We start from the raw sequence: 18,315 nt of genomic DNA, 5'->3' as shown, positions 1-18,315 counted from the left end.
CGATGGTGGCTGCTCCCGGGGCCGGTGTCCGTATCGGGCGGATGGGGCGTGCCCGTGGGATGCTGGCCCGGTGACTGTGTTCGAGGTGTGGGCGCCGCGACCGGAGTCGGTGCGGCTGGATCTGGAGGGTGTCGTCCACTCGATGAGGCGGTCGCCGGACGGGTGGTGGCGCGCCGACGTGCCTGCCGCGAGCGGAGCGAGATACGGCTTCCTGCTCGACGACGATCCGACCGTGTTGCCCGACCCCCGCTCGCCCCGCCAGCCCGACGGGGTGCACGCCCGCTCGGCGCTGCACACCCTCGATCCGGCGGCCTGGACCGACGCGGGCTGGACCGGGCGGCCGCAGGCCGGGGCGGTCTACTACGAGCTGCACATCGGGACCTTCACCGCCGAAGGCACCTTCGACGCCGCGATCGAGCGGCTCGATCATCTCGTCGCGCTGGGCGTCACCGTGGTGGAAGTGATGCCGGTGAACGCCTTCGACGGCACGCACAACTGGGGCTACGACGGCGTGCTCTGGTACGCGGTGCAGGAGAGCTACGGCGGGCCCGACGGCCTGCAGCGGTTCGTGAACGCCTGTCACGCCCGTGGGCTGGCGGTCTGCCTGGACGTCGTCTACAACCATCTCGGGCCCTCGGGCAACTACCTGCCGCGCTTCGCGCCGTACCTGACCGACGGGCGCAACACCTGGGGGCAGAGTCTCAATCTCGACGGGCCGCAGTCCGATCACGTGCGCGCCTACATCCTCGACAACGCACTGCGCTGGCTGCGCGAGTTCCACATCGACGCGCTGCGCCTGGACGCGGTGCACGCCCTGGTCGACCGAACGGCCACCCATCTGCTGGCCGACCTGTCGGTCGCCGTCGAGCGCCTCGCCACCCACGTGCGCAGGCCGCTGACGCTGATCGCGGAGAGCGATCTCAACGATCCGACGCTGATCACCCCCCGCGCGGCCGGTGGCTACGGCTTGACCGCCCAGTGGAACGACGACCTGCACCATGCCGTGCACACCGCCGTCTCGGGTGAGCGGCAGGGCTATTACGCCGATTTCGGCTCGCTGCGCTGCCTGGCGCGGACGCTGAAGCACGGGTTCTTCCACGCCGCAACGTATTCCAGCTTCCGCGGCCGGACGCACGGTCGTCCGATCGACCGCGGCCTGATCCCGGGAAGCGCGCTGCTGGCCTATACCTGCGACCACGACCAGATCGGCAACCGTGCGCTCGGCGACCGGCCGAGCGCCTACCTGACCGACGGCCAGCTGGCCGTCAAAGCCGCCCTCGTACTGTGCGGGCCGTTCACGCCGATGCTGTTCATGGGGGAGGAGTGGGGCGCGCGCACGCCGTTCCAGTTCTTCACCTCGCACACCGATCCGGAGATCGCCGACGCCACCGCATCCGGGCGCAAGAAGGAGTTCGCCGCGCACGGCTGGCCCGCCGGTGAAGTGCCCGACCCACAGGATCTGAAGACCTTCCTGCGCTCCAAGCTCGACTGGACCGAACTGGACGAGCCCGCGCACGCACGCCTGCTGTCCTGCTATCGCGCCCTGCTCGCCCTGCGCCGCGACCGGGCGGAACTCAGCGATCCCTGGTTGACGCACGTGTCGGTGGACTACGACGAGGCCGCGCGGTGGATCGTCGTGCACCGCGGCACGCTGGCGCTGGTGTGCAACCTCGGCGAGGACCAGGTCGCGGTGCCCATCGCGGGCATCCCGCTGCTGTCCTGGGAATCCCCGACGATCGGGCCTTCGGCGACAACCGTTCCCGGCCACTCGTTCGCGCTGCTGGAGACGGCGCCGCCGAGCCCGCGGTGAGGGCGTGGAATACCCACTCCACGCGGCCTTTTCCGGCGATTTTCCGGCGGCTCCGGATAACGGCCGTACAACTGTCCGAGACAGGCGCTTTGCCGGAATCGGTCCGCGCCATTACCGTGGAGAGATGAGCAACGTCGCTTCCGGGGACCTCGCGGTTCTTCCCCCGGGGATGGGTGGCAGCGCCGCCGCCGAATTCGCACCGTTCGTGCGGGCTTTCGCACGGGCGTTCGGCAATCGCCGGGGTGCGGGCGCGGCGTTCACGCTGCACCGGCAGGGAGAGCCGCTGGTGGACATCTGGGTCGGCTCCGGTGGTGACGCTCCGTGGACCAGGGATACCGGCACGATCATCTTCTCCGCCACCAAAGGCATCGCCGCCACCGTCGTGCACCGCCTCGCCGACCGCGGCTTGCTCGACTATTCCGCCCCGGTCGCCGAGTACTGGCCGGAGTTCGGCGTCAAGGGCAAGCACAAGATCACCGTCCGGCAGCTGCTGACCCACCGTGCGGGGCTGTCCGCGCTGTCCCCGATCGCTACCGGACTGGCCGACGTGCTCGACCACGAGCTCATGGAGCAGCGATTGGCCGGCGCGAAGCCCGACCGCCTGCTCGGCGTTCCCACCTACCACGCGCTCACCTTCGGCTGGCTGGTCGGCGGCCTGACGCGCGCGATCACCGGCACCGGCCTGAGCGAACTGTTCCGTACCGAGGTGGCCGAGCCGCTCGGCATCGACGGCCTGCACCTGGGCAGGCCGCCCGCCGACGCGCCGATCACCTACGCGCCGCTGGCGGGCACCCAGCTGAGCCTGCTCGGCAAGCCGCTCGGCGCCGCGGTTCTCGGCCGCAGCCACCGGATCCCCGGCGCGCTCGGCGCCGCGACGCGCTGCCTGTTCCTGCCCGGTCTGGAAGGCATCCTCGAGGGCGTCAGCCCGCCGATCCTGGACACCGAGCTCGGCGCGGGCAACGGGGTGTGCACCGCGCCCGCGCTGGCCAAGATGTACGGCGCGCTCGCCAACGACGGCATGCTGGCCGACCGGAGGTACCTCGGCGGCCACACCATGAAGGCACTGCGCCGCATCGAGACCTATCAGCCCGATCGCGCGCTGTTCTACCTGCCGATGATGTGGCGTCTGGGCTACCACTCCCTGCCGATGCCGGGCGCGCACGCCGGGTTCGGGCACATCGGCCTCGGCGGCTCCTTCGGCTGGGCCGAGCCCCGGCTCGGTCTGTCGGTCGGCTTCGTGCACAACCGGCTGTCCGTCGCTCAGCTCAGCTACGACCAGTCGGCGGCATTCTGGCTGCTGCCGCTGCTGCTGAACTGCCTGCGCGCGAACCGGCGCCGGATTCCGGCCACGGCAGCGCCCAAGGCCGCCTGACGCGCCGGAGATCCGGGCTCAGGTCAGGTAGCGGTACGCCGGAGAATCCGGCTCGAGGCGCTCGCACTGGATCGGGGAATGCCGCATCCGTTCCAGCAGCGGCCCGAGCCCGTCCGGCGCGCCGAGTTCGATGCCGACCAGCGCCGCGCCCGTCTCGCGGTTGTTGCGCTTGACGTACTCGAACAGGGTGATGTCGTCGTCGGGGCCGAGCACCTCGTTGAGGAAGCGGCGCAGAGCGCCGGGTTCCTGCGGGAAATCCACCAGGAAATAGTGCTTGAGGCCGCGATGGACCAGGGACCGCTCGATGATCTCGCCGTAGCGGGACACGTCGTTGTTGCCGCCGGATACCAGGCACACCACCGTCGAGCCCGGCTCCACGGTGATCTCGGCGAGCGCGGTGGTGGTGAGCGCGCCCGCGGGCTCGGCGATGATGCCCTCGTTCTGATACAGGTCGAGCATGGTCGTGCAGATCGCGCCCTCGTCGACCTGCATCATCTGGAAAGCGCCCGCGCCCCTGGGCGATTCGGTGATGGTCAGCAACGGCAGCGAGGCGTGCGAGACCACCCGCCCGCCGAATCCGGACACCGCGGCGTACGGCACGGTGCCGACCCGGCGCACCGCGGCCCCGTCCACGAACGGGTCGATCTCCGGCAGGGTGACCGGACCGCCTGCCACCAGGGCCGCAGTCATCGAGGCCGCGCCCGCGGGCTCCACGCCGAGGATGGCGGTGCGAGGCGAGCGCGCCCGCAAGTAGGTGCCGATACCGGCGAGGCAGCCGCCGCCGCCCACGGGCACGATCACCAGGTCGGGCGTGGCGGCGAGCTGCTCCAGGATCTCCGCGGCGATGGTGCCCTGACCGGCCGCGGTGCGCGCGTCATCGAACGGGGGGACCATGGTCGCGCCGGTGCGCTCCACATCGGCCGCGGCGGCCGTGGCGGCGGCGTCGTAGGTCTCGCCGACCGCGATCAGCTCGACGAACTCGCCGCCGTGCACCCGGATGCGGTCGCGCTTCTGCTTCGGAGTCGTGGTCGGCACGTAGATGCGGCCTTTGATCCCCATCGCCTGGCACGCGAACGCGACGCCTTGCGCGTGGTTGCCCGCGCTGGCCGCGACCACGCCCGCGGCGCGTTCGTCCTCGGTCAGCTGCACCACCAGGTTGTAGGCGCCGCGCAGCTTGTAGGAGCGGACCGCGCTGAGATCCTCGCGCTTGAGGTAGACGTTCGCCCCGGTCAGTCTGGACAGTCGCTCGCTGCGCTGTAGCGGGGTCGGATCGATGACGTCGGCAATTCGCTTGGCGGCAGCATCGATCTCGTCCGCGGTGAGCGCGGGACGAGAAGCGGACAGTGCTTCGAGGAGATCAAGCGGATCGGACACCCCGAACATGCTGCCACCCGCCGCGGCGGCCGGGTGCGGCGGGTGGCAGTGAAACCCGTGCTACCTGCGCCGGAGCTACCTGGGAGTGAGGACGAAGACGGGGATCTGACGGTCGGTCTTGGTCTGGTAGTTCGCGTAGTCCGGCCACACCTGGACCGCCCGGTCCCACCACTGGGCCTTCTCCTCGCCGAAGACCTCGCGCGCGGTGTAGTCCTTGTTGACCGTGCCGTCGCGCAGCTCGACATGCGGTTCGGCCTTGATGTTGTAGTACCAGACCGGGTGCTTCGGCGCGCCGCCCAGCGAGGCGACCACGGCGTACTCCCCGTCGTGCTCCACCCGCATCAGCGGCGTCTTGCGCAGCTTGCCGGTCTTCGCGCCCTTGGTGGTGAGCAGGATGATGGGTTTGCCCTGCAAGGTCGCGCCCTTGGTGCCGCCGGAGTTCTCGTACCTCTCGGCTTGTTCCCGGGCCCAGCCGGAGGTACTCGGTTCGTATTCACCTGTCAGTGGCATGTCTGCGGCAACACCGCGCCGATCCGCTGTGTTCCCGGCGACAAAAGTTCGCTGGCCCGAACTTCGAATTCCGACTACCCTGAGTAGATGGCAGTCGTCCATTCCCCGGCCCGCAGCGCCACGATCGATATCGCAGGCAGCGCGTGGCCGGTCTACAAGCTCGACGCACTGCTCGTCGGGATGGCGACCTTCCTCGTCCTCGCGCTGATCACCGGTTCCCTGCAAATCGCGGTGCTCGTCGCGGCCGCGCTCGGTGCGGCGCGCTGGCTGGTGGGGCTGGCCTCCGTGCGGCGCGATGAGCCGGGTCCGCGATACCCGTAGCGAGCGCGATCAGGGTCCCCGCCGGCTACCCGGACTCGGGTTCGCCGGTGTGCGAGTACCCGTAACTCGTTCGGCGTCACCGGGTCGGAGCGTTCCGCGTTCCGCCGACTCGCGTATTCCGGCCATGCCATTAACACTGTCCGGTCCGTTTCGCGATGAATTCGAGTAGTCGAGTACGCGGGTTTCGGTGGGACACCGGCGAGAGGATCAGCGCATGAAACGCCTGGTTGTATGTTGCGACGGCACCTGGAAGGCCGAGTCGAGCAGCACGGTTTCGAACATTGTCAAAATCGCGCAGACGATCCGGTTCGACGCGCCGGGACCGGCGGGGGACACGATCCAGCAGTGGGTCACCTACGTCTCCGGTCCCGGCGCCCGCGGCTTTCTCACCGATCGGCTGATAGGCGGCGCGTTCGGCCTCGGACTCGAGGCGAACCTGTCGTCCGCGTACTGGCACCTGGCCCTGAACTGGGAAAAGGGCGACGAGATCTACATCTTCGGCTTCAGCCGCGGCGCGTTCACCGCGCGCAGCCTGGCCGGTCTGATCAGCCGTATCGGCATCATGACCCCGGAAGCGATGATCGAGGGCAAGTACCCGGAGGCCCTGCGGATCTACCGGCAGCGCCCGCCCGCGCCGACGCCGGAGAACCCGGACCCGCCCGAACCCGAGGAGTGGCGGGAGTTCCGCAGGAAGAATTGCAGGCGAGCGAAAATCGATTTCCTCGGCGTTTTCGACACCGTCGGCGCGCTCGGCGTGCCGGGCGTCACCTCGCTGCGGCACCGGTTCCACGACGTCAAGCTCTCCCGCCACGTGCACTGCGCCCGCCAAGCGCTGGCCATCGACGAGCGGCGGCGCAACTTCGAACCGTCCCTGTGGGAGGTCCCGGTCGAACCGACCGTGAAGTACCGGCGCGGGTTCGAGCGGGTGAAGCAGGTGTGGTTCCCCGGCGTGCACAGCGATATCGGCGGCGGCTACGCCGAGTGCGGTCTGTCCGACGCCACGTTGCAGTGGATGGTCCGTGAGGCGGAGTCGGTCGGGCTGGCCTTCGATCGCGATCGGTTGGCCAAGTTGTCCGAACGCTGCGACGCCACCAACGGGGATCACATGCGACTGCACGATTCCCTCGGCATCGGCTACCGCATCCTGAATGTGTTCCGGACGCTGCGCAATCCGCGCAGCCGCCGCTTCCACTGGGATTCCTGGCGCCGGATATCCACGCCCACCGACCAAGGGGTCCGGCTGGCCACCAGCACGCAGGACGCGCTGGACTACCATCCCGCGAACCTGCGGCGCTGGCGCGACGAACTGGGCGGGGCGATCCCGGAGAAGACCTTCGAGCAGATTCGCGGTGTGTTCGCCAAGGAACTCGTGCACGCTTCCGCGGTGGCCGACGCACCCCCCCTCGAACTGTCAGCGCACCAGTAGCGCGACGGGCAGCCGGCCGAACATCTTCTCCAGCCTCGCCCGGCCCTGGAAGGTGTGGCCGGTCAGCCGGTCGGTCCAGCTGCCCGCGGGCAGGTCGAGGAACGTGTCGCCCCACCCGCTCTCGGCCAGCCCCACGCTGTGGCGGGTCGCGGCGACGATGACCTCGGGCGCCTCGCCCGTGCGGCCCCGGGCATAGGAGACCACCTTGGCCGCGTGGTCGCCGGTGGCGAACAGCGGCCGGTAGGCGCCGCCCACGAAGCAGTCGGGACGTTCGCGGCGCAACCACAGGGCATAGGCGACGATCCACATCTTCGCCGCGCCGGTGGTGTCCAGCGCCGGTGTGCCGGTGAGCGATTGCAGCATGCCCGCGCGGGCGGCGAAGTCCACCGGCCTGCGGTTGTCCGGGTCGACGAGGGAGTCCTCCCACAGCTCACAGCCCTGGTAGACGTCCGGGATGCCCGGGCCGCACAGCTGCAGCAGTTTCTGTGACAACGCGTCGGACCAGGCGTGCGGCGCCAGCTCGTGCACCAGGTCGCCGAGTTCGGAGCCCACCGGCCCGTCGATCACCGCGTCCATCCACGCGTGCACGGCGGACTCGAACTCGGCGTCGGGCTCCTCCCAGGAGGTCTTGGTGTTCGCCTCTCGCATCGCTTTCTCGGCGAACGCGTGCAGCCGCTCGCGCAGGCCCGGCACCGACGCGGCCGGTCGCCCGTCCGCGGGCCACACGCCGAACATGTTCTGCAACAGGAAAAGCGCCGTCGCCCCGTCCGGCGCCGGAGTGGTCTCCAGCCAGGAGTCGACATTGCGAGCCCAGGTCTCCGCGGCCTGCGACAGCACGCCGATGCGGGCGCGCACGTCCTCGCCGCGCTTGGTGTCGTGCGTGGACAGCGTCGTCATGGTCGCGGGCCAGCGCTGAGCGCGCTGGCTGTTGGACAGGTGGAATTCGTTGAGCGAGTGGCCGAAGCGCGCCGGGTTGCCGCCCACCTCCTGCAACGAGACCAGCCGCGCGGCCTGATAGAACATGGTGTCCTCGACGGCCTTCGCGGTCACCGCGCCGCAGACCTGGCTGAAGCGCACCGCCGCGGCCCCGTCGGCGGCCAGCGCCGCGACCAGGACCGCCAGCGGCGCGGTGAGCTCGCTGTTGCGCTTTTCCACCTCGGCGATCACCGCACCGGCCATCCCGGCCAGCGGCGCGTAGTCGGCCCGGTACACCGGCATGAACGCCAGCACCTCGATGGTGGCGTTGGTCAGCGCCATGGTGTCGAAACTCTCGGCGTTCGCGTCCTGTTTGATCACGGCCACCAGCCGCCGGACCTCCGGCGCCAGAACGGTTTCCGCGACAGCGCGCTTGATCCGGTGCTCGGTCTCGCCGATCCAGGCTCGGTCGCTGCCGTGCCCGGCGACCCGCCGCGACAGTTCGGTGAGCGCGTGTTCGCCGCGCGGATCGATCAGCACGCCGCCGAAATCGGCCAGCGCCTCGTAGCCGGTGGTGCCGTCGATCGGCAGCGTCGCGTCCAGCGGCTCGCGGTTGGCCAGGATCTTCTCAACCAGCAGCAACCGGTGCGGGCCGATCAGCCTGCGCAGCCGGGTGAGGTATCCGGCGGGGTCGGACAGACCGTCCGGATGGTCGACCCGCACGCCGTCGATCAGGTCGTGCTCGCACCACGCGGCGAGTTCGCGGTGGGTGACCTCGAAGACCTCGGGGCTCTCCTGACGGATCCCGGCCAGGCTGCTGACCGCGAAGAAACGCCGGTAGGTGCACAGCCCGGCCTTCCAGCTCACCAGGCGGTAGTGCTGCTTGTCGTGGATGCGCAGCGCATTGTCGCCGTCGGTGCCCGGCGCGATCGGGAAACGCAGGTCGTGCAGCGCGAGCATGGGTTCGGCGCCGGAGCGGTCGACGGTCAAGGCGGCCGGGTCGTTCTCGCTCTGCAGCACCGGCAGCGCCAGCCGGCCGCCTGCGCCGTTGCCCGGGCTCCAGTCGATGTCGAAATACGGCGCGAACCTCGACTCCTGGCCGTTCCGCAGGACGTCCCACCACCAGGCGTTCTGCCGCGGATCGGCGACCCCGACATGGTTGGGCACCAGGTCGACGATCAGTCCCATACCGCGGCTGCGCACCTCGTCGGCAAGGGCCTTGAGCCCGGTCGGTCCACCGAGGGCGGCGGAGACCGTGGTCGGGTCGGTGACGTCGTACCCGTGCGTCGAGCCGTGCGCCGCGGTCAGGATCGGCGAGAGGTACAGGTGGGAAATGCCCAGCTGCTGAAGGTATTCCGCGATGGCGCGCGCTTCGGCGAAGGTCAGTGCGTCCGGTCGCAGCTGTAGCCGGTAGGTGCTGCGGATGGTCGTCTGGCGGGCGGGCTTGCGTCGGAGGGACAGCGGGTCGGTCACGTGTATCTCGGAGGAGTCGGGTGCGTTCATCGGCATTCGGGTCAGGTGGCCTGGCGGAGGACGAGGAGACAGCGAGCGGGGACGGTGACGGTCGCGCCCCCGGCATAACCGGCGTCGGCCAGGCCGGTCGGCGTCGAGCAATCCAGTGCCACCGACCATTCCGCGTCCGCGCCGGTGCGGGGTAGCACGAAGTCGATAGCCGCGTCGTGGGCGTTGAAACACAGCAGGAACGAATCGTCGGTGATCCGCTCGCCGCGCGGCCCTGGCTCGGGGATCGCCTCACCGTTGAGATAGACCGCCATCGACTTGCCGAATCCGCTGTCCCAGTCCGCTTCGGTCATCTCCTCGCCGGACGGGGTGCGCCACGCGATGTCGCGGGCGTCGTCCGCCGAGCGGATCGGGCCGCCCGCCAGGAAGCGGCGGCGCCGGAAGACCGGATGCTCGGTGCGCAACGCGATCACCGCACGAGTGAATTCGAGCAGATCGGCGTTCGCTTCCCGCAGCGACCAGTCCATCCAGGCCAGCGGCGAGTCCTGGCAGTAGACGTTGTTGTTGCCGTGCTGAGTGCGGCCCATCTCGTCGCCGTGCGCGAGCATCGGCACACCCTGGCTGAGCATCAGCGTCGCCAGCAGGTTGCGGCTCTGCCGCGCGCGCAGCGCGAGGATCTCCGGGTCGTCGGTCGGCCCTTCGACACCGCAGTTCCACGAGCGGTTCCAGCTTTCGCCGTCCCGGTTGTCCTCGCCGTTGGCCTCGTTGTGTTTCTCGTTGTAGGACACCAGGTCCCGCAGGGTGAATCCGTCGTGCGCGGTGACGAAGTTGATGCTCGCGCTCGGCCTGCGCCCGGTGGCCTCGTACAGGTCAGAGGAGCCGGTGAGCCGAGAAGCGAACTCGCCGAGGGCCGCCGGTTCACCGCGCCAGTAGTCGCGCACGGTGTCGCGGTATTTGCCGTTCCACTCCGTCCACAGGCCGGGGAAATTGCCCACCTGGTAGCCGCCCTCGCCGACGTCCCACGGTTCGGCGATCAGCTTGACCTGGCTCACCACCGGGTCCTGCTGCACCAGGTCGAAGAAGGTCGACAGCCGGTCCACGTCGTGCAGCTCGCGCGCCAGCGTCGCGGCCAGGTCGAAGCGGAATCCGTCGACGTGCATCTCCAGGATCCAGTACCGCAGCGAGTCCATGATCAGCTGCAAGGTGTGCGGGTGGCGTACGTTGAGGCTGTTGCCGGTACCCGTGTAATCCATGTAGTGCGAGGGGTCGTCGTCGACCAAGCGGTAGTAAGCGGCGTTGTCGATGCCGCGGAAGCCGATCGTCGGGCCGCGGTGGTTGCCCTCGGCGGTGTGGTTGTAGACCACGTCGAGGATCACCTCGATGCCTTCGGCGTGTAGCGCCCGCACCATCGCCTTGAACTCGGTGACCGCCGATCCGGCGCGGTCCATCGCCGCGTACCCGTTGTGCGGCGCGAGGTAGCCGAAGCTGTTGTACCCCCAATAGTTCCGCAGCCCCTGGTCGAGCAGCACACGGTCGTGCAGGAATTGGTGCACCGGCATCAGCTCGATCGCGGTGACGCCCAACCCTTTCAAATGCTCGACGATCGCCGGGTGCGCGATGCCGGAGTAGGTGCCGCGCAATTCCTCCGGCACCTCGGGGTGGGTCATCGTCATGCCCTTGACGTGCGCCTCGTAGATGACGGTCTCGTGGTAGGGCCGGTTCGGCGCGCGGTCGGAACCCCAGTCGAAGTAGGGGTTGATCACCACGCCGGTCATGGTGTGGCCGAGCGAGTCCAGCCCGAAGGTGTGCAGCGAGGGGTGATCGTCGAAGTCGCCGTCGAAGGCCTTGCCGTACGGATCGAGCAGTAACTTGCTCGGGTCGCAGCGCAATCCGCGGTCGGGGTCGTAGGGGCCGTGCACCCGGAATCCGTAGCGCTGACCGGGATCGACCCCGGGAAGATACGCATGCCAGACGTAGCCGTCCACCTCGTCGAGCGCGATCCTGGTCTCGGCGCCGTCCCCGTCGACCAGGCAGAGCTCGACCGCGTCGGCAACCTCCGAGAACACCGAGAAATTCGTGCCAGCGCCGTCGTAGGTGGCCCCGAGGGGATAGGCGGTGCCGGGCCAGACACCCAGTGGTGTCGCGTCGCCGGGCGCTGCGTCGGGCTGAGCCATGGCAACGACAGTAGCGGCAGCCGCGCCTCCGGATGCGCGGGTGGTTCTGGCTGGGTGGGTCAGGGGAGGTCGGAGGCGTTTTCCAGCCAGCGGCGCCGATAGCCGAGGCGTACCGCGACGCGTGCCAGACCGCCGAGCACGGCCCGTTGCAGCAACACGGGCATGCCCGCCAGATAGCCGTCCTGGAACTCCCACAGCAGGGCGAGGGCGAACGGGTCGCGCGGCACCCGCGCCGAGGTGGTTCGCCCAGCGCGATCCAAGTTGTGCCAGAGCCGGAACATGTCCCAGTGCCGCAGCGGCGGCCGGATCTCGTGATCGATCACCGTGCCGGGGATCTCGCTGCGGAATTCGTGCACCGAGCCCGGCGGCGCCGTGACCGTGTCGCCGGGATGCGCGACGACCTCCGTGCCATCGATACGGAATCGGAGCCGTCCGTGCCGGACCGTCCACCGCTCGGTGAGCACCGGATGCCAATGCGGGCCCGCTTGGCGTTCGGCTCGCGGCAGCACGTGCTCGAGCCGCAGGTAGGAGCCCTGTTCATCAGTGCTCTGCGCGACAAGCGTGACGCGGTGCCCGTTGCGGAAGGTGAGGGTGCGTGCGGCTGGCATCTCTCAGATATAAAGGTAACCTTCATAATATGTCAACGGGTGAACCGACATTGCTGAAATTGCTCAGCCAGGCCACCGCCGCTTACGAGCGCGCGTTGAACGAGGAGTTGCGCGCGCGGCTCGACGCGCAACTGCGTCCCGCGCACTACGCGGTGTTTCGCTACCTCGATCCGAACGGGTCGCGGATCACCGCGCTGGCCGAGGCGGCCGGGATGGCGCAGCAGTCGATGGGGGAGCTGGTGACGCATCTGGAGCGCCGCGGCCTGGTGGCGCGTCAGGTCGATCCGGCCGACCGGCGGGCGCGGGTGGTGACGGTCACCCCGGCGGGCCGCGCGGCGCTGGCCGTGGCGGAGGGGCGGATTCGCGAGATCGAACGGACGGTGGCGCGGGAATTGGGGGAGCGTCGCCTCGCGGAACTGCGCGCGGCGCTGGCGGGAGTGGGTGCGGCGCTCGCGGCAGACGGATGACTCGTCGCGGTCACTGCGCGGGCGCGAGTGACCGCCGCCAGGTCTGGCCGACCAGGTCGTGTCCCCAGCTGTGATGCGGGCTCTGCTCGACCAGTTCGAATCCCGCGCGCTGGTAGACGCGCCGCGCCGCGGCGAGCACGTCATTGGTCCACAGCACTATCTCCCGGTACCCCGCCGCGGTGGCGAAGCGCAGGCATTCGTCGACGAGCGCCGCGCCGACGCCGAGGCCACGCGCGGTGGGTTCGACCAGTAGCAGCCGCAGCCGCGCGGTGGCGTCGTCCTCGCGGACGCAGAAGACACTGCCCACGGGGCGGCCTTCGGCCTCCGCGATCCAGGCGCGCTCGCGCTGCTCGTCGCGGGAAGTCAGATAGTCGGCCACGATCCGCACGATCAGCTCCTCGTACGTGCTGTCCCAGCCGTACTCGTCGGCGTAGAGCTCCGCATGCCGTTGGATCACCCAGCCGTAGTCGCCGGGTTGGGGAGCGCGCAGGGTGAACGAGGGTGCGTCGGCGGGCTGCTCCAGAATCTGCTGGATGGTCCGCATCGCGGTGAGCAGCCGCGCCCGGGTCGCGGGCGGCCGTGCGTCGAGCAGCGCGCCGACCTCGTCGCTGGAGCGCTGGTCGAGCGTCGCGAAGACATCCCGGCCCCGCTCGGTCAGCCGGACCTCTTGCCGACGGCCGTCGCTGTCGGAGCGATTGCGTCGCACCAGGCCGGACTGTTCGAACCGGGCCAGGATGCGGCTGAGGTAGCCCGCGTCCAGGTCGAGGGTGTGCCGCAGCGTGACCACCTCGGTCGCGTCGGACGCCGCCAGCTCGAACAGGACACGCGCTTCGGTGAGCGAGTACCGGCTGTCGTGCAGTCCCTCCCGTAGCACGCCGATCGCCCGGGTGTAGTGGCGGTTGAATTCGCGCACGGCGGCGATCTCGGCGGCGGCAGCGGTCACGGCGGCTCCAATCTTTGACTTTGTCAAAGAATATCGGCCGTCGGCGGCGGCGGGTGCGAAACGGCCGAACTCGTGCCGAGCGCCCGCAGCTCGGGTGCTAACTTGAACGGTGTTCAAGCCGCCCCGGCGGGCCGGGGCCGTGACGCGAGGATTCCTGTGGCACTGACCCCCGACGAGATCACCGCCCTCGACGCCGAGCACGTCTGGCATCCGTACGGCGGCTTTCCCGCGACGACCGAGCCGCTGGTGGTGGCTGCCGCCGCCGGGACAAGGCTCACCTTGGCCGACGGACGCGAGCTGGTCGACGGCATGAGTTCCTGGTGGGCGGCCATCCACGGCTACCGGCATCCGGTGCTCGACGCCGCGCTCGTCGCCCAGTCGCGGCGCATGAGTCACGTGATGTTCGGCGGGCTCACCCACGAGCCCGCGGCCCGGCTGGCCGAACTGCTCGTCGAATCGACACCCGCCGGACTGGACAAGGTGTTCCTGTGCGACTCCGGCTCGGTGTCGGTCGAGGTCGCCGTGAAGATGTGCTTGCAGTACTGGCGTTCGCTGGGCAAGCCGCACAAGCGGCGGCTGCTTACCTGGCGCGGCGGCTATCACGGCGACACGTTCACGCCGATGAGCGTGTGCGACCCGGAGGGCGGCATGCACTCGCTGTGGACCGACATCCTGGCGCATCAGGTGTTCGCGCCGGTGCCGCCGCGTGAGTACCTGCCGGAGTACGTCACGGAACTGGAGGGCCTGTTCGCCGCGCACGCGGGCGAACTCGCTGCGGTCGTCGTGGAGCCGGTCGTGCAGGGCGCGGGCGGGATGCGCTGGCACCACCCCGGTTATCTGACCGACCTGCGCAGGCTGTGCGACGAACACGGCGTGCTGCTGGTCTTCGACGAGATCGCGACCGGATTCGGCCGCACCGGAACGCTTTTCGCGGCCGAGCACGCCGGGGTGAGCCCGGATGTGATGTGCGTCGGCAAAGCGCTGACCGGCGGTTATCTCACGCTCGCCGCCGCGCTGTGCACCGCGCGGATCGCCGAGACGATCAGCGCGGCGCACGGCGGGCTCATGCACGGGCCCACGTTCATGGGCAATCCGCTGGCCTGCGCGGTCGCCGTCGCGTCCATCGAGCTGCTGCGCTCGCGGGACTGGCACGGCGAAGTGGCCCGCATCGAGGCGGAATTGACGGGGGGTCTCGATGCGGTGCGCGGCCTGCCGGGCGTGGTCGAGGCGCGGGTGCTCGGCGCGATCGGTGTGATCGAGCTGGACCGTCCGGTCGACATGCGCGCCGCGACCGAGGCGGCGGTCGCGGCCGGGGTGTGGCTGCGTCCGTTCCGCAACCTGGTGTACACCATGCCGCCGTTCATCAGCACGTCCGGCGATATCGCGACGATCACCGCGGGTATGCGCGCCGCGGTGGCCGCGCAGACCGGTGGCTGACCGCTCAGGCGATCCACGGCGGGACGATGGTGCCGTCGCTGTCCGGCCTTCCCGCCCGGGCGCCCGCCGGTGCGGTCACGATGGCGGTGAAGCCGCCCGCGGTGCGCACCTGCCGCAGGACGTTCGGCGGGAGGATCACCGTATCCCCTTCGGTGGCAGTGAGTTCCGCGCCGTCGATGGCGACGTCGATGCGCCCGGCCAGGACGGTCCAGATCTGTTCGGTGTCGATGAAGTGCAGCGGACCGGTGGTGTCCGCGGGCACGTCGACCCGCCACAGTGCCAGCTGCGAGCCGCCCTGGGTGGGCGAGGCGAGCGTGGTCATGACACCGCCGGGGGTTTCGGTGCGGCGGGTGTCGGAGTGTCGGATGACGGTCATCGGGTTACCACCTTTAAGATAGACAACATAGTTGTCCATATAGTCAATGAGGTTGTCCATAATGTCAAGTGACGCGGGTGGCTACGAGTTGCCGCTGCGCATGCTGCTCGGCTTCCGTGCCGTGGTCGACGAGGTGCACGCCGAACTGGCCGAGCACGGTCACGCCGAGTTGCGCCCCCTGCACGGCTTCGTCTTCCAGGCGGTCGGCCGCCGCGGTGGTCCCTACGGCTGCACGGCCGCCGACCTCGGGCGCGCGCTCGGCGTCTCGAAACAGGCCGCGGGCAAGCACATCGAGGCACTGGAGCGGCTGGGCTACCTCCGCCGTGGGCACGATCCGACCGACGCGCGACGCAAGGTCTACACGCTCACCGGCCGCGCCGAGGACGTGCTGACCCGATCGGCGCGCGCCTTCGACCGGATCCACGCGCGCTGGGCGGATCTGCTCGGCGCGGACCGTCTCGCCGAACTGGAGCGCGATCTGCGCGTGCTCACGCCGGGTGAGGTGTTCCGGCTCGATACGCCGAATTGGTTCAACGGTCCGTGAGCCGGCCGGGTGCGCCGCGGGTGTCGGAGATCTCCGGGCGGTCGCTGTCGGACACCATCTCCCACACTCGGAAGATGCAGTGGTAATCGTCCGCCCAGCCGCGCACCATCAGCAGGTAGGTATCGCCGTCGCGCAGGACGATGCGGCGGCCGCGCAGTTTGGGATGCTCGGGGGCGTAGGTGGGCGGCACGCCGGCCAGCTTCGCCAGTGCCTGGGCGCGTGTGCCGACCACTTCCGCGAGAATTCGGGGTGACCAACGCTTGTGATCGCCCGAGCCCGTAGTTTCCTCGACGACTATCGCCCACCGCGGCATCCGGCCGTGTTCCTCCCCGGTGAAGCTTCGTCACCGCAGGCCGGTGACAACACCAACGATGGGCTCAACGGTACCAGCGGGCCGGTGGACGGGTGCCTTGAACGGTGTTCAAGTATGCTACGGAGCTGTGACTACCGATCCGTTGAGCTGGTTGGACGAGCGCGCCACCGCGCGCGTGGCCGCGGGCCTGCGCCGTGAGCTGCGCCCGCGCGCTGCGCAGTCCTCGTCGATGCAGTCCTCGTCGATGCGGGCCCCGTCGATCGACCTCGCCTCCAACGACTACCTCGGTCTGGTCCGCCACCCCGAGGTGATCGAGGGCGCGATCGCCTCGGTGCGCCGCTGGGGTGCGGGGTCGACCGGGTCGCGCCTGGTCACCGGCACCACCATCGAGCACGAACTGCTGGAAGCCGAGCTGGCCGAATTCGTCGGCGCCGAAGCCGGACTCGTGTTCGCCTCCGGGTACGCGGCCAATCTCGGCGCGGTCACCGCCCTCGCCGGGCGCGGCTCGCTCGTGGTCTCCGACGCGGGCAGTCACGCGTCGCTGGTGGACGCGTGCCGGCTGTCCCGCGCCCGGGTAGAGGTAGCGCCGCATCGCGACGTCGAGGCGGTGGACCGGCTGCTGTCGGAGCGCACCGAGGAACGTGCGCTGGTGCTCACCGATTCGGTGTTCAGCGCCGACGGCGATCTCGCGCCGCTGACCGAACTGCACCGGGTGACCAGGGCCAACGCGGCGGTGCTCGTGGTGGACGAAGCGCACGGGCTCGGCGTGCGCGGCGCGGGCGGCCGCGGGCTGGTGCACGAGTCGGGCCTGGCCGGGGCGCCGGACCTGGTGGTCACCGCGACCTTGTCGAAATCCCTTGCCGCGCAGGGCGGTGTGGTGCTGGCCAGTGCGCGGGTGCGCGCCCACCTGATCGACGCCGCGCGCACGTTCATCTTCGACACCGGTCTCGCGCCCGCCGCGGTCGGCGCCGCACGTGCCGCGTTGCGCCTGCTGCGCTCCGAACCCGAGCTGGCCGGGCGGGTGCTCGAACGCGCCGCCGACATCGCCCGGATCGCCGGTGTGCCCGCGCCGGCTTCGGCGGTGGTTTCGGTCGTGCTCGGTCCGGCGCAGGTGGCCTTCGACGCGGCCCAGGCGTGCCGGGCGCGCGGGCTGGACGTCGGCTGCTTCCGTCCGCCGACGGTTCCGGAGGGCACCTCGCGCCTGCGGCTGACCGCGCGGGCGAACCTCACCGCGGCCGAACTCGACTCCATCGCAACGGTGCTGGGTGAGGTTCTGGCCCAGGCGCGAGGCGCGGTGCCCGCATGACCGTCCTGCTGATCACCGGAACCTCCACCGACGTCGGCAAGACCGTCGTCACCGCCGCCGTGGCCGCCGCGGCGCTGGCCGAGGGGCGCTCGGTGGCGGTGTGCAAGCCGGGCCAAACCGGTGTCGCGGTCGGCGAACCCGGTGACCTCGCCGAGACGCAGCGTCTGTCCGGCGTCACCCGCACGGTCGAACTCGCGCGCTACCCGGACCCGTTGGCGCCCGACACCGCCGCCCGCCGCGCCGGCCTGCCGGAGCTGACGCTCGCCCAAACCGCCGCCGCCGTCGACGCCCTGGCGGACGCCGACCTCGTTCTGGTGGAGGGCGCGGGCGGATTGCTGGTGCGCCTGGGCGATTTCACCCTGCTCGACCTCGCCCAGAAACTCGGCGCGCCCGTCCTGGTGGTCACCGCCGCCGGGCTGGGAACTCTCAACCACACGGAATTGACCACCCGCACACTGCAATCGGCGGGGGTGCGGTGCACGGGCCTGGTGATCGGATCCTGGCCCGCCGAACCGGACCTCGCCGCCGAGTGCAACCGCACCGATCTGCCCCGTGTCACCGGCGTCGACCTGGTGGGCTCGGTGCCCGAAGGCGCGGGCGGCTGGGACCGGGCGCGATTCACCGCCGCCGCCCCGGGCTGGTTCGACCCGGCTTGGTCACCCTTGCGCTGACAGTGAGACCTACCACGGTCGAGTTCACTCGGCTGGTCCCGCACGAGCGGGTGGTGCGGATCCTCGAGTTCGAGACCGGCGAGCCCGCGTCGGCCGACGAGCAAACCATCACCTACACCCTTCCCGACGCCGAGACCGGCGCCGATGTCGACGCGGTGCACGACGGGCTGCCGGCCGCAATCGCGCCCGAAGACAACGAACCAGGTCTGCGGATCTCGCTGGGCGAACTCGCGGCCATGGCCGAGGCGGCACGCTGATCGGTAGCGGGGTGATGGCGACCATCCGCA

Annotated in this window: 18 protein-coding genes; 10 read left to right on the top strand and 8 right to left on the bottom strand. The window is 70.1% G+C overall.

What is annotated here, in order from left to right; all coding sequences use genetic code 11:
• Positions 1–70: 70 nt before the first annotated feature.
• Together treZ and IU450_RS32650 are read left to right on the top strand one after the other, a co-directional pair.
• Positions 71–1,810 (top strand): malto-oligosyltrehalose trehalohydrolase, encoded by a 1,740-nt coding sequence (gene treZ / locus IU450_RS32655; protein ID WP_195153548.1) that lies wholly within the window; start codon positions 71–73, stop codon positions 1,808–1,810.
• 124 nt (positions 1,811–1,934) lie between these two features.
• The gene (locus tag IU450_RS32650) at positions 1,935–3,182 is read left to right on the top strand and encodes a serine hydrolase domain-containing protein (RefSeq protein ID WP_195153547.1); all 1,248 of its coding nucleotides are present in this window, start codon (positions 1,935–1,937) and stop codon (positions 3,180–3,182) included.
• Positions 3,183–3,200: 18 nt separating this feature from the next.
• Here IU450_RS32650 and ilvA read toward each other — a convergent pair whose 3' ends face one another.
• Together ilvA and IU450_RS32640 are read right to left on the bottom strand one after the other, a co-directional pair.
• A complete protein-coding gene (gene ilvA / locus IU450_RS32645; RefSeq protein WP_228835422.1) occupies positions 3,201–4,565 on the bottom strand; it encodes a threonine ammonia-lyase IlvA in 1,365 nt (454 codons plus the stop codon).
• Between the two features lie 66 nt (positions 4,566–4,631).
• Complete coding sequence (locus IU450_RS32640; protein ID WP_195153545.1) at positions 4,632–5,066, bottom strand: nitroreductase family deazaflavin-dependent oxidoreductase; 435 nt, start codon at positions 5,064–5,066, stop codon at positions 4,632–4,634.
• Between the two features lie 87 nt (positions 5,067–5,153).
• Here IU450_RS32640 and IU450_RS32635 point away from each other — a divergent pair, with 87 nt between their 5' ends.
• Both IU450_RS32635 and IU450_RS32630 read left to right on the top strand, forming a co-directional pair.
• On the top strand, positions 5,154–5,387 hold the full coding sequence (locus tag IU450_RS32635; RefSeq protein WP_195153544.1) for a hypothetical protein: 234 nt from the start codon (positions 5,154–5,156) through the stop codon (positions 5,385–5,387).
• A gap of 214 nt (positions 5,388–5,601) precedes the next feature.
• Positions 5,602–6,813, top strand: a complete 1,212-nt coding sequence (locus tag IU450_RS32630; protein WP_195153543.1) for a DUF2235 domain-containing protein — start codon at positions 5,602–5,604, stop codon at positions 6,811–6,813.
• Here the strand turns inward: IU450_RS32630 and treY are convergent.
• From treY to IU450_RS32615, 3 genes are read right to left on the bottom strand one after another with little or no spacing between them, the layout of a single operon-like run.
• Complete coding sequence (gene treY, locus IU450_RS32625; protein WP_195153542.1) at positions 6,799–9,231, bottom strand: malto-oligosyltrehalose synthase; 2,433 nt, start codon at positions 9,229–9,231, stop codon at positions 6,799–6,801. The two genes, IU450_RS32630 and treY, sit on opposite strands and share 15 nt — an antisense overlap.
• 11 nt (positions 9,232–9,242) lie before the next feature.
• Complete coding sequence (gene glgX, locus IU450_RS32620) at positions 9,243–11,363, bottom strand: glycogen debranching protein GlgX (protein ID WP_195153541.1); 2,121 nt, start codon at positions 11,361–11,363, stop codon at positions 9,243–9,245.
• Between the two features lie 59 nt (positions 11,364–11,422).
• A complete protein-coding gene (locus IU450_RS32615; RefSeq protein WP_195153540.1) occupies positions 11,423–11,971 on the bottom strand; it encodes a cupin domain-containing protein in 549 nt (182 codons plus the stop codon).
• Positions 11,972–12,000: 29 nt separating this feature from the next.
• Between IU450_RS32615 and IU450_RS32610 the strand changes: the two genes are divergently transcribed.
• Positions 12,001–12,438 (top strand): MarR family winged helix-turn-helix transcriptional regulator, encoded by a 438-nt coding sequence (locus tag IU450_RS32610; RefSeq protein WP_195153539.1) that lies wholly within the window; start codon positions 12,001–12,003, stop codon positions 12,436–12,438.
• A gap of 10 nt (positions 12,439–12,448) precedes the next feature.
• Here the strand turns inward: IU450_RS32610 and IU450_RS32605 are convergent, their stop codons facing one another.
• Positions 12,449–13,381: a bifunctional helix-turn-helix transcriptional regulator/GNAT family N-acetyltransferase gene (locus IU450_RS32605; RefSeq protein ID WP_195153538.1), complete on the bottom strand. Its 933-nt coding sequence runs from the start codon at positions 13,379–13,381 to the stop codon at positions 12,449–12,451.
• 156 nt (positions 13,382–13,537) lie between these two features.
• On the opposite strand from IU450_RS32605, the gene IU450_RS32600 reads away from it, so the two are divergent.
• The gene (locus tag IU450_RS32600; protein WP_195153537.1) at positions 13,538–14,818 is read left to right on the top strand and encodes an adenosylmethionine--8-amino-7-oxononanoate transaminase; all 1,281 of its coding nucleotides are present in this window, start codon (positions 13,538–13,540) and stop codon (positions 14,816–14,818) included.
• 4 nt (positions 14,819–14,822) lie between these two features.
• Here the strand turns inward: IU450_RS32600 and IU450_RS32595 are convergent, their stop codons facing one another.
• A complete protein-coding gene (locus IU450_RS32595; RefSeq protein WP_195153536.1) occupies positions 14,823–15,194 on the bottom strand; it encodes a cupin domain-containing protein in 372 nt (123 codons plus the stop codon).
• Between the two features lie 61 nt (positions 15,195–15,255).
• On the opposite strand from IU450_RS32595, the gene IU450_RS32590 reads away from it, so the two are divergent.
• Positions 15,256–15,738 carry a MarR family winged helix-turn-helix transcriptional regulator gene (locus tag IU450_RS32590; RefSeq protein ID WP_195153535.1) on the top strand — a complete coding sequence of 161 codons (483 nt, stop codon included), beginning with the start codon at positions 15,256–15,258 and terminating at the stop codon, positions 15,736–15,738.
• Here the strand turns inward: IU450_RS32590 and IU450_RS32585 are convergent.
• Positions 15,725–15,970 carry a hypothetical protein gene (locus tag IU450_RS32585; RefSeq protein WP_195153534.1) on the bottom strand — a complete coding sequence of 82 codons (246 nt, stop codon included), beginning with the start codon at positions 15,968–15,970 and terminating at the stop codon, positions 15,725–15,727. The two genes, IU450_RS32590 and IU450_RS32585, sit on opposite strands and share 14 nt — an antisense overlap.
• 208 nt (positions 15,971–16,178) lie before the next feature.
• Between IU450_RS32585 and IU450_RS32580 the strand changes: the two genes are divergently transcribed.
• The 3 genes from IU450_RS32580 to IU450_RS32570 are packed head-to-tail and all read left to right on the top strand — an operon-like array spanning position 16,179 to position 18,285.
• Positions 16,179–17,357, top strand: coding sequence for an 8-amino-7-oxononanoate synthase (locus tag IU450_RS32580; protein ID WP_324197908.1), 1,179 nt, complete (start codon positions 16,179–16,181; stop codon positions 17,355–17,357).
• Positions 17,354–18,028: a dethiobiotin synthase gene (gene bioD / locus IU450_RS32575; RefSeq protein WP_195153532.1), complete on the top strand. Its 675-nt coding sequence runs from the start codon at positions 17,354–17,356 to the stop codon at positions 18,026–18,028. The genes IU450_RS32580 and bioD overlap by 4 nt, the downstream gene beginning before the upstream one ends.
• Before the next feature lie 2 nt (positions 18,029–18,030).
• Entirely contained in the window at positions 18,031–18,285 is a 255-nt protein-coding gene (locus IU450_RS32570; RefSeq protein WP_195153531.1) for an SRPBCC domain-containing protein, read from the top strand.
• Positions 18,286–18,315: the final 30 nt, after the last annotated feature.

The sequence above is a fragment of the Nocardia abscessus genome (genome assembly GCF_015477775.1).
GTDB lineage: Bacteria > Actinomycetota > Actinomycetes > Mycobacteriales > Mycobacteriaceae > Nocardia > Nocardia abscessus_A.
The sequence above is the reverse complement of the archived record's forward strand: the minus strand, read 5'-3'. Positions and strand labels throughout refer to the sequence as shown.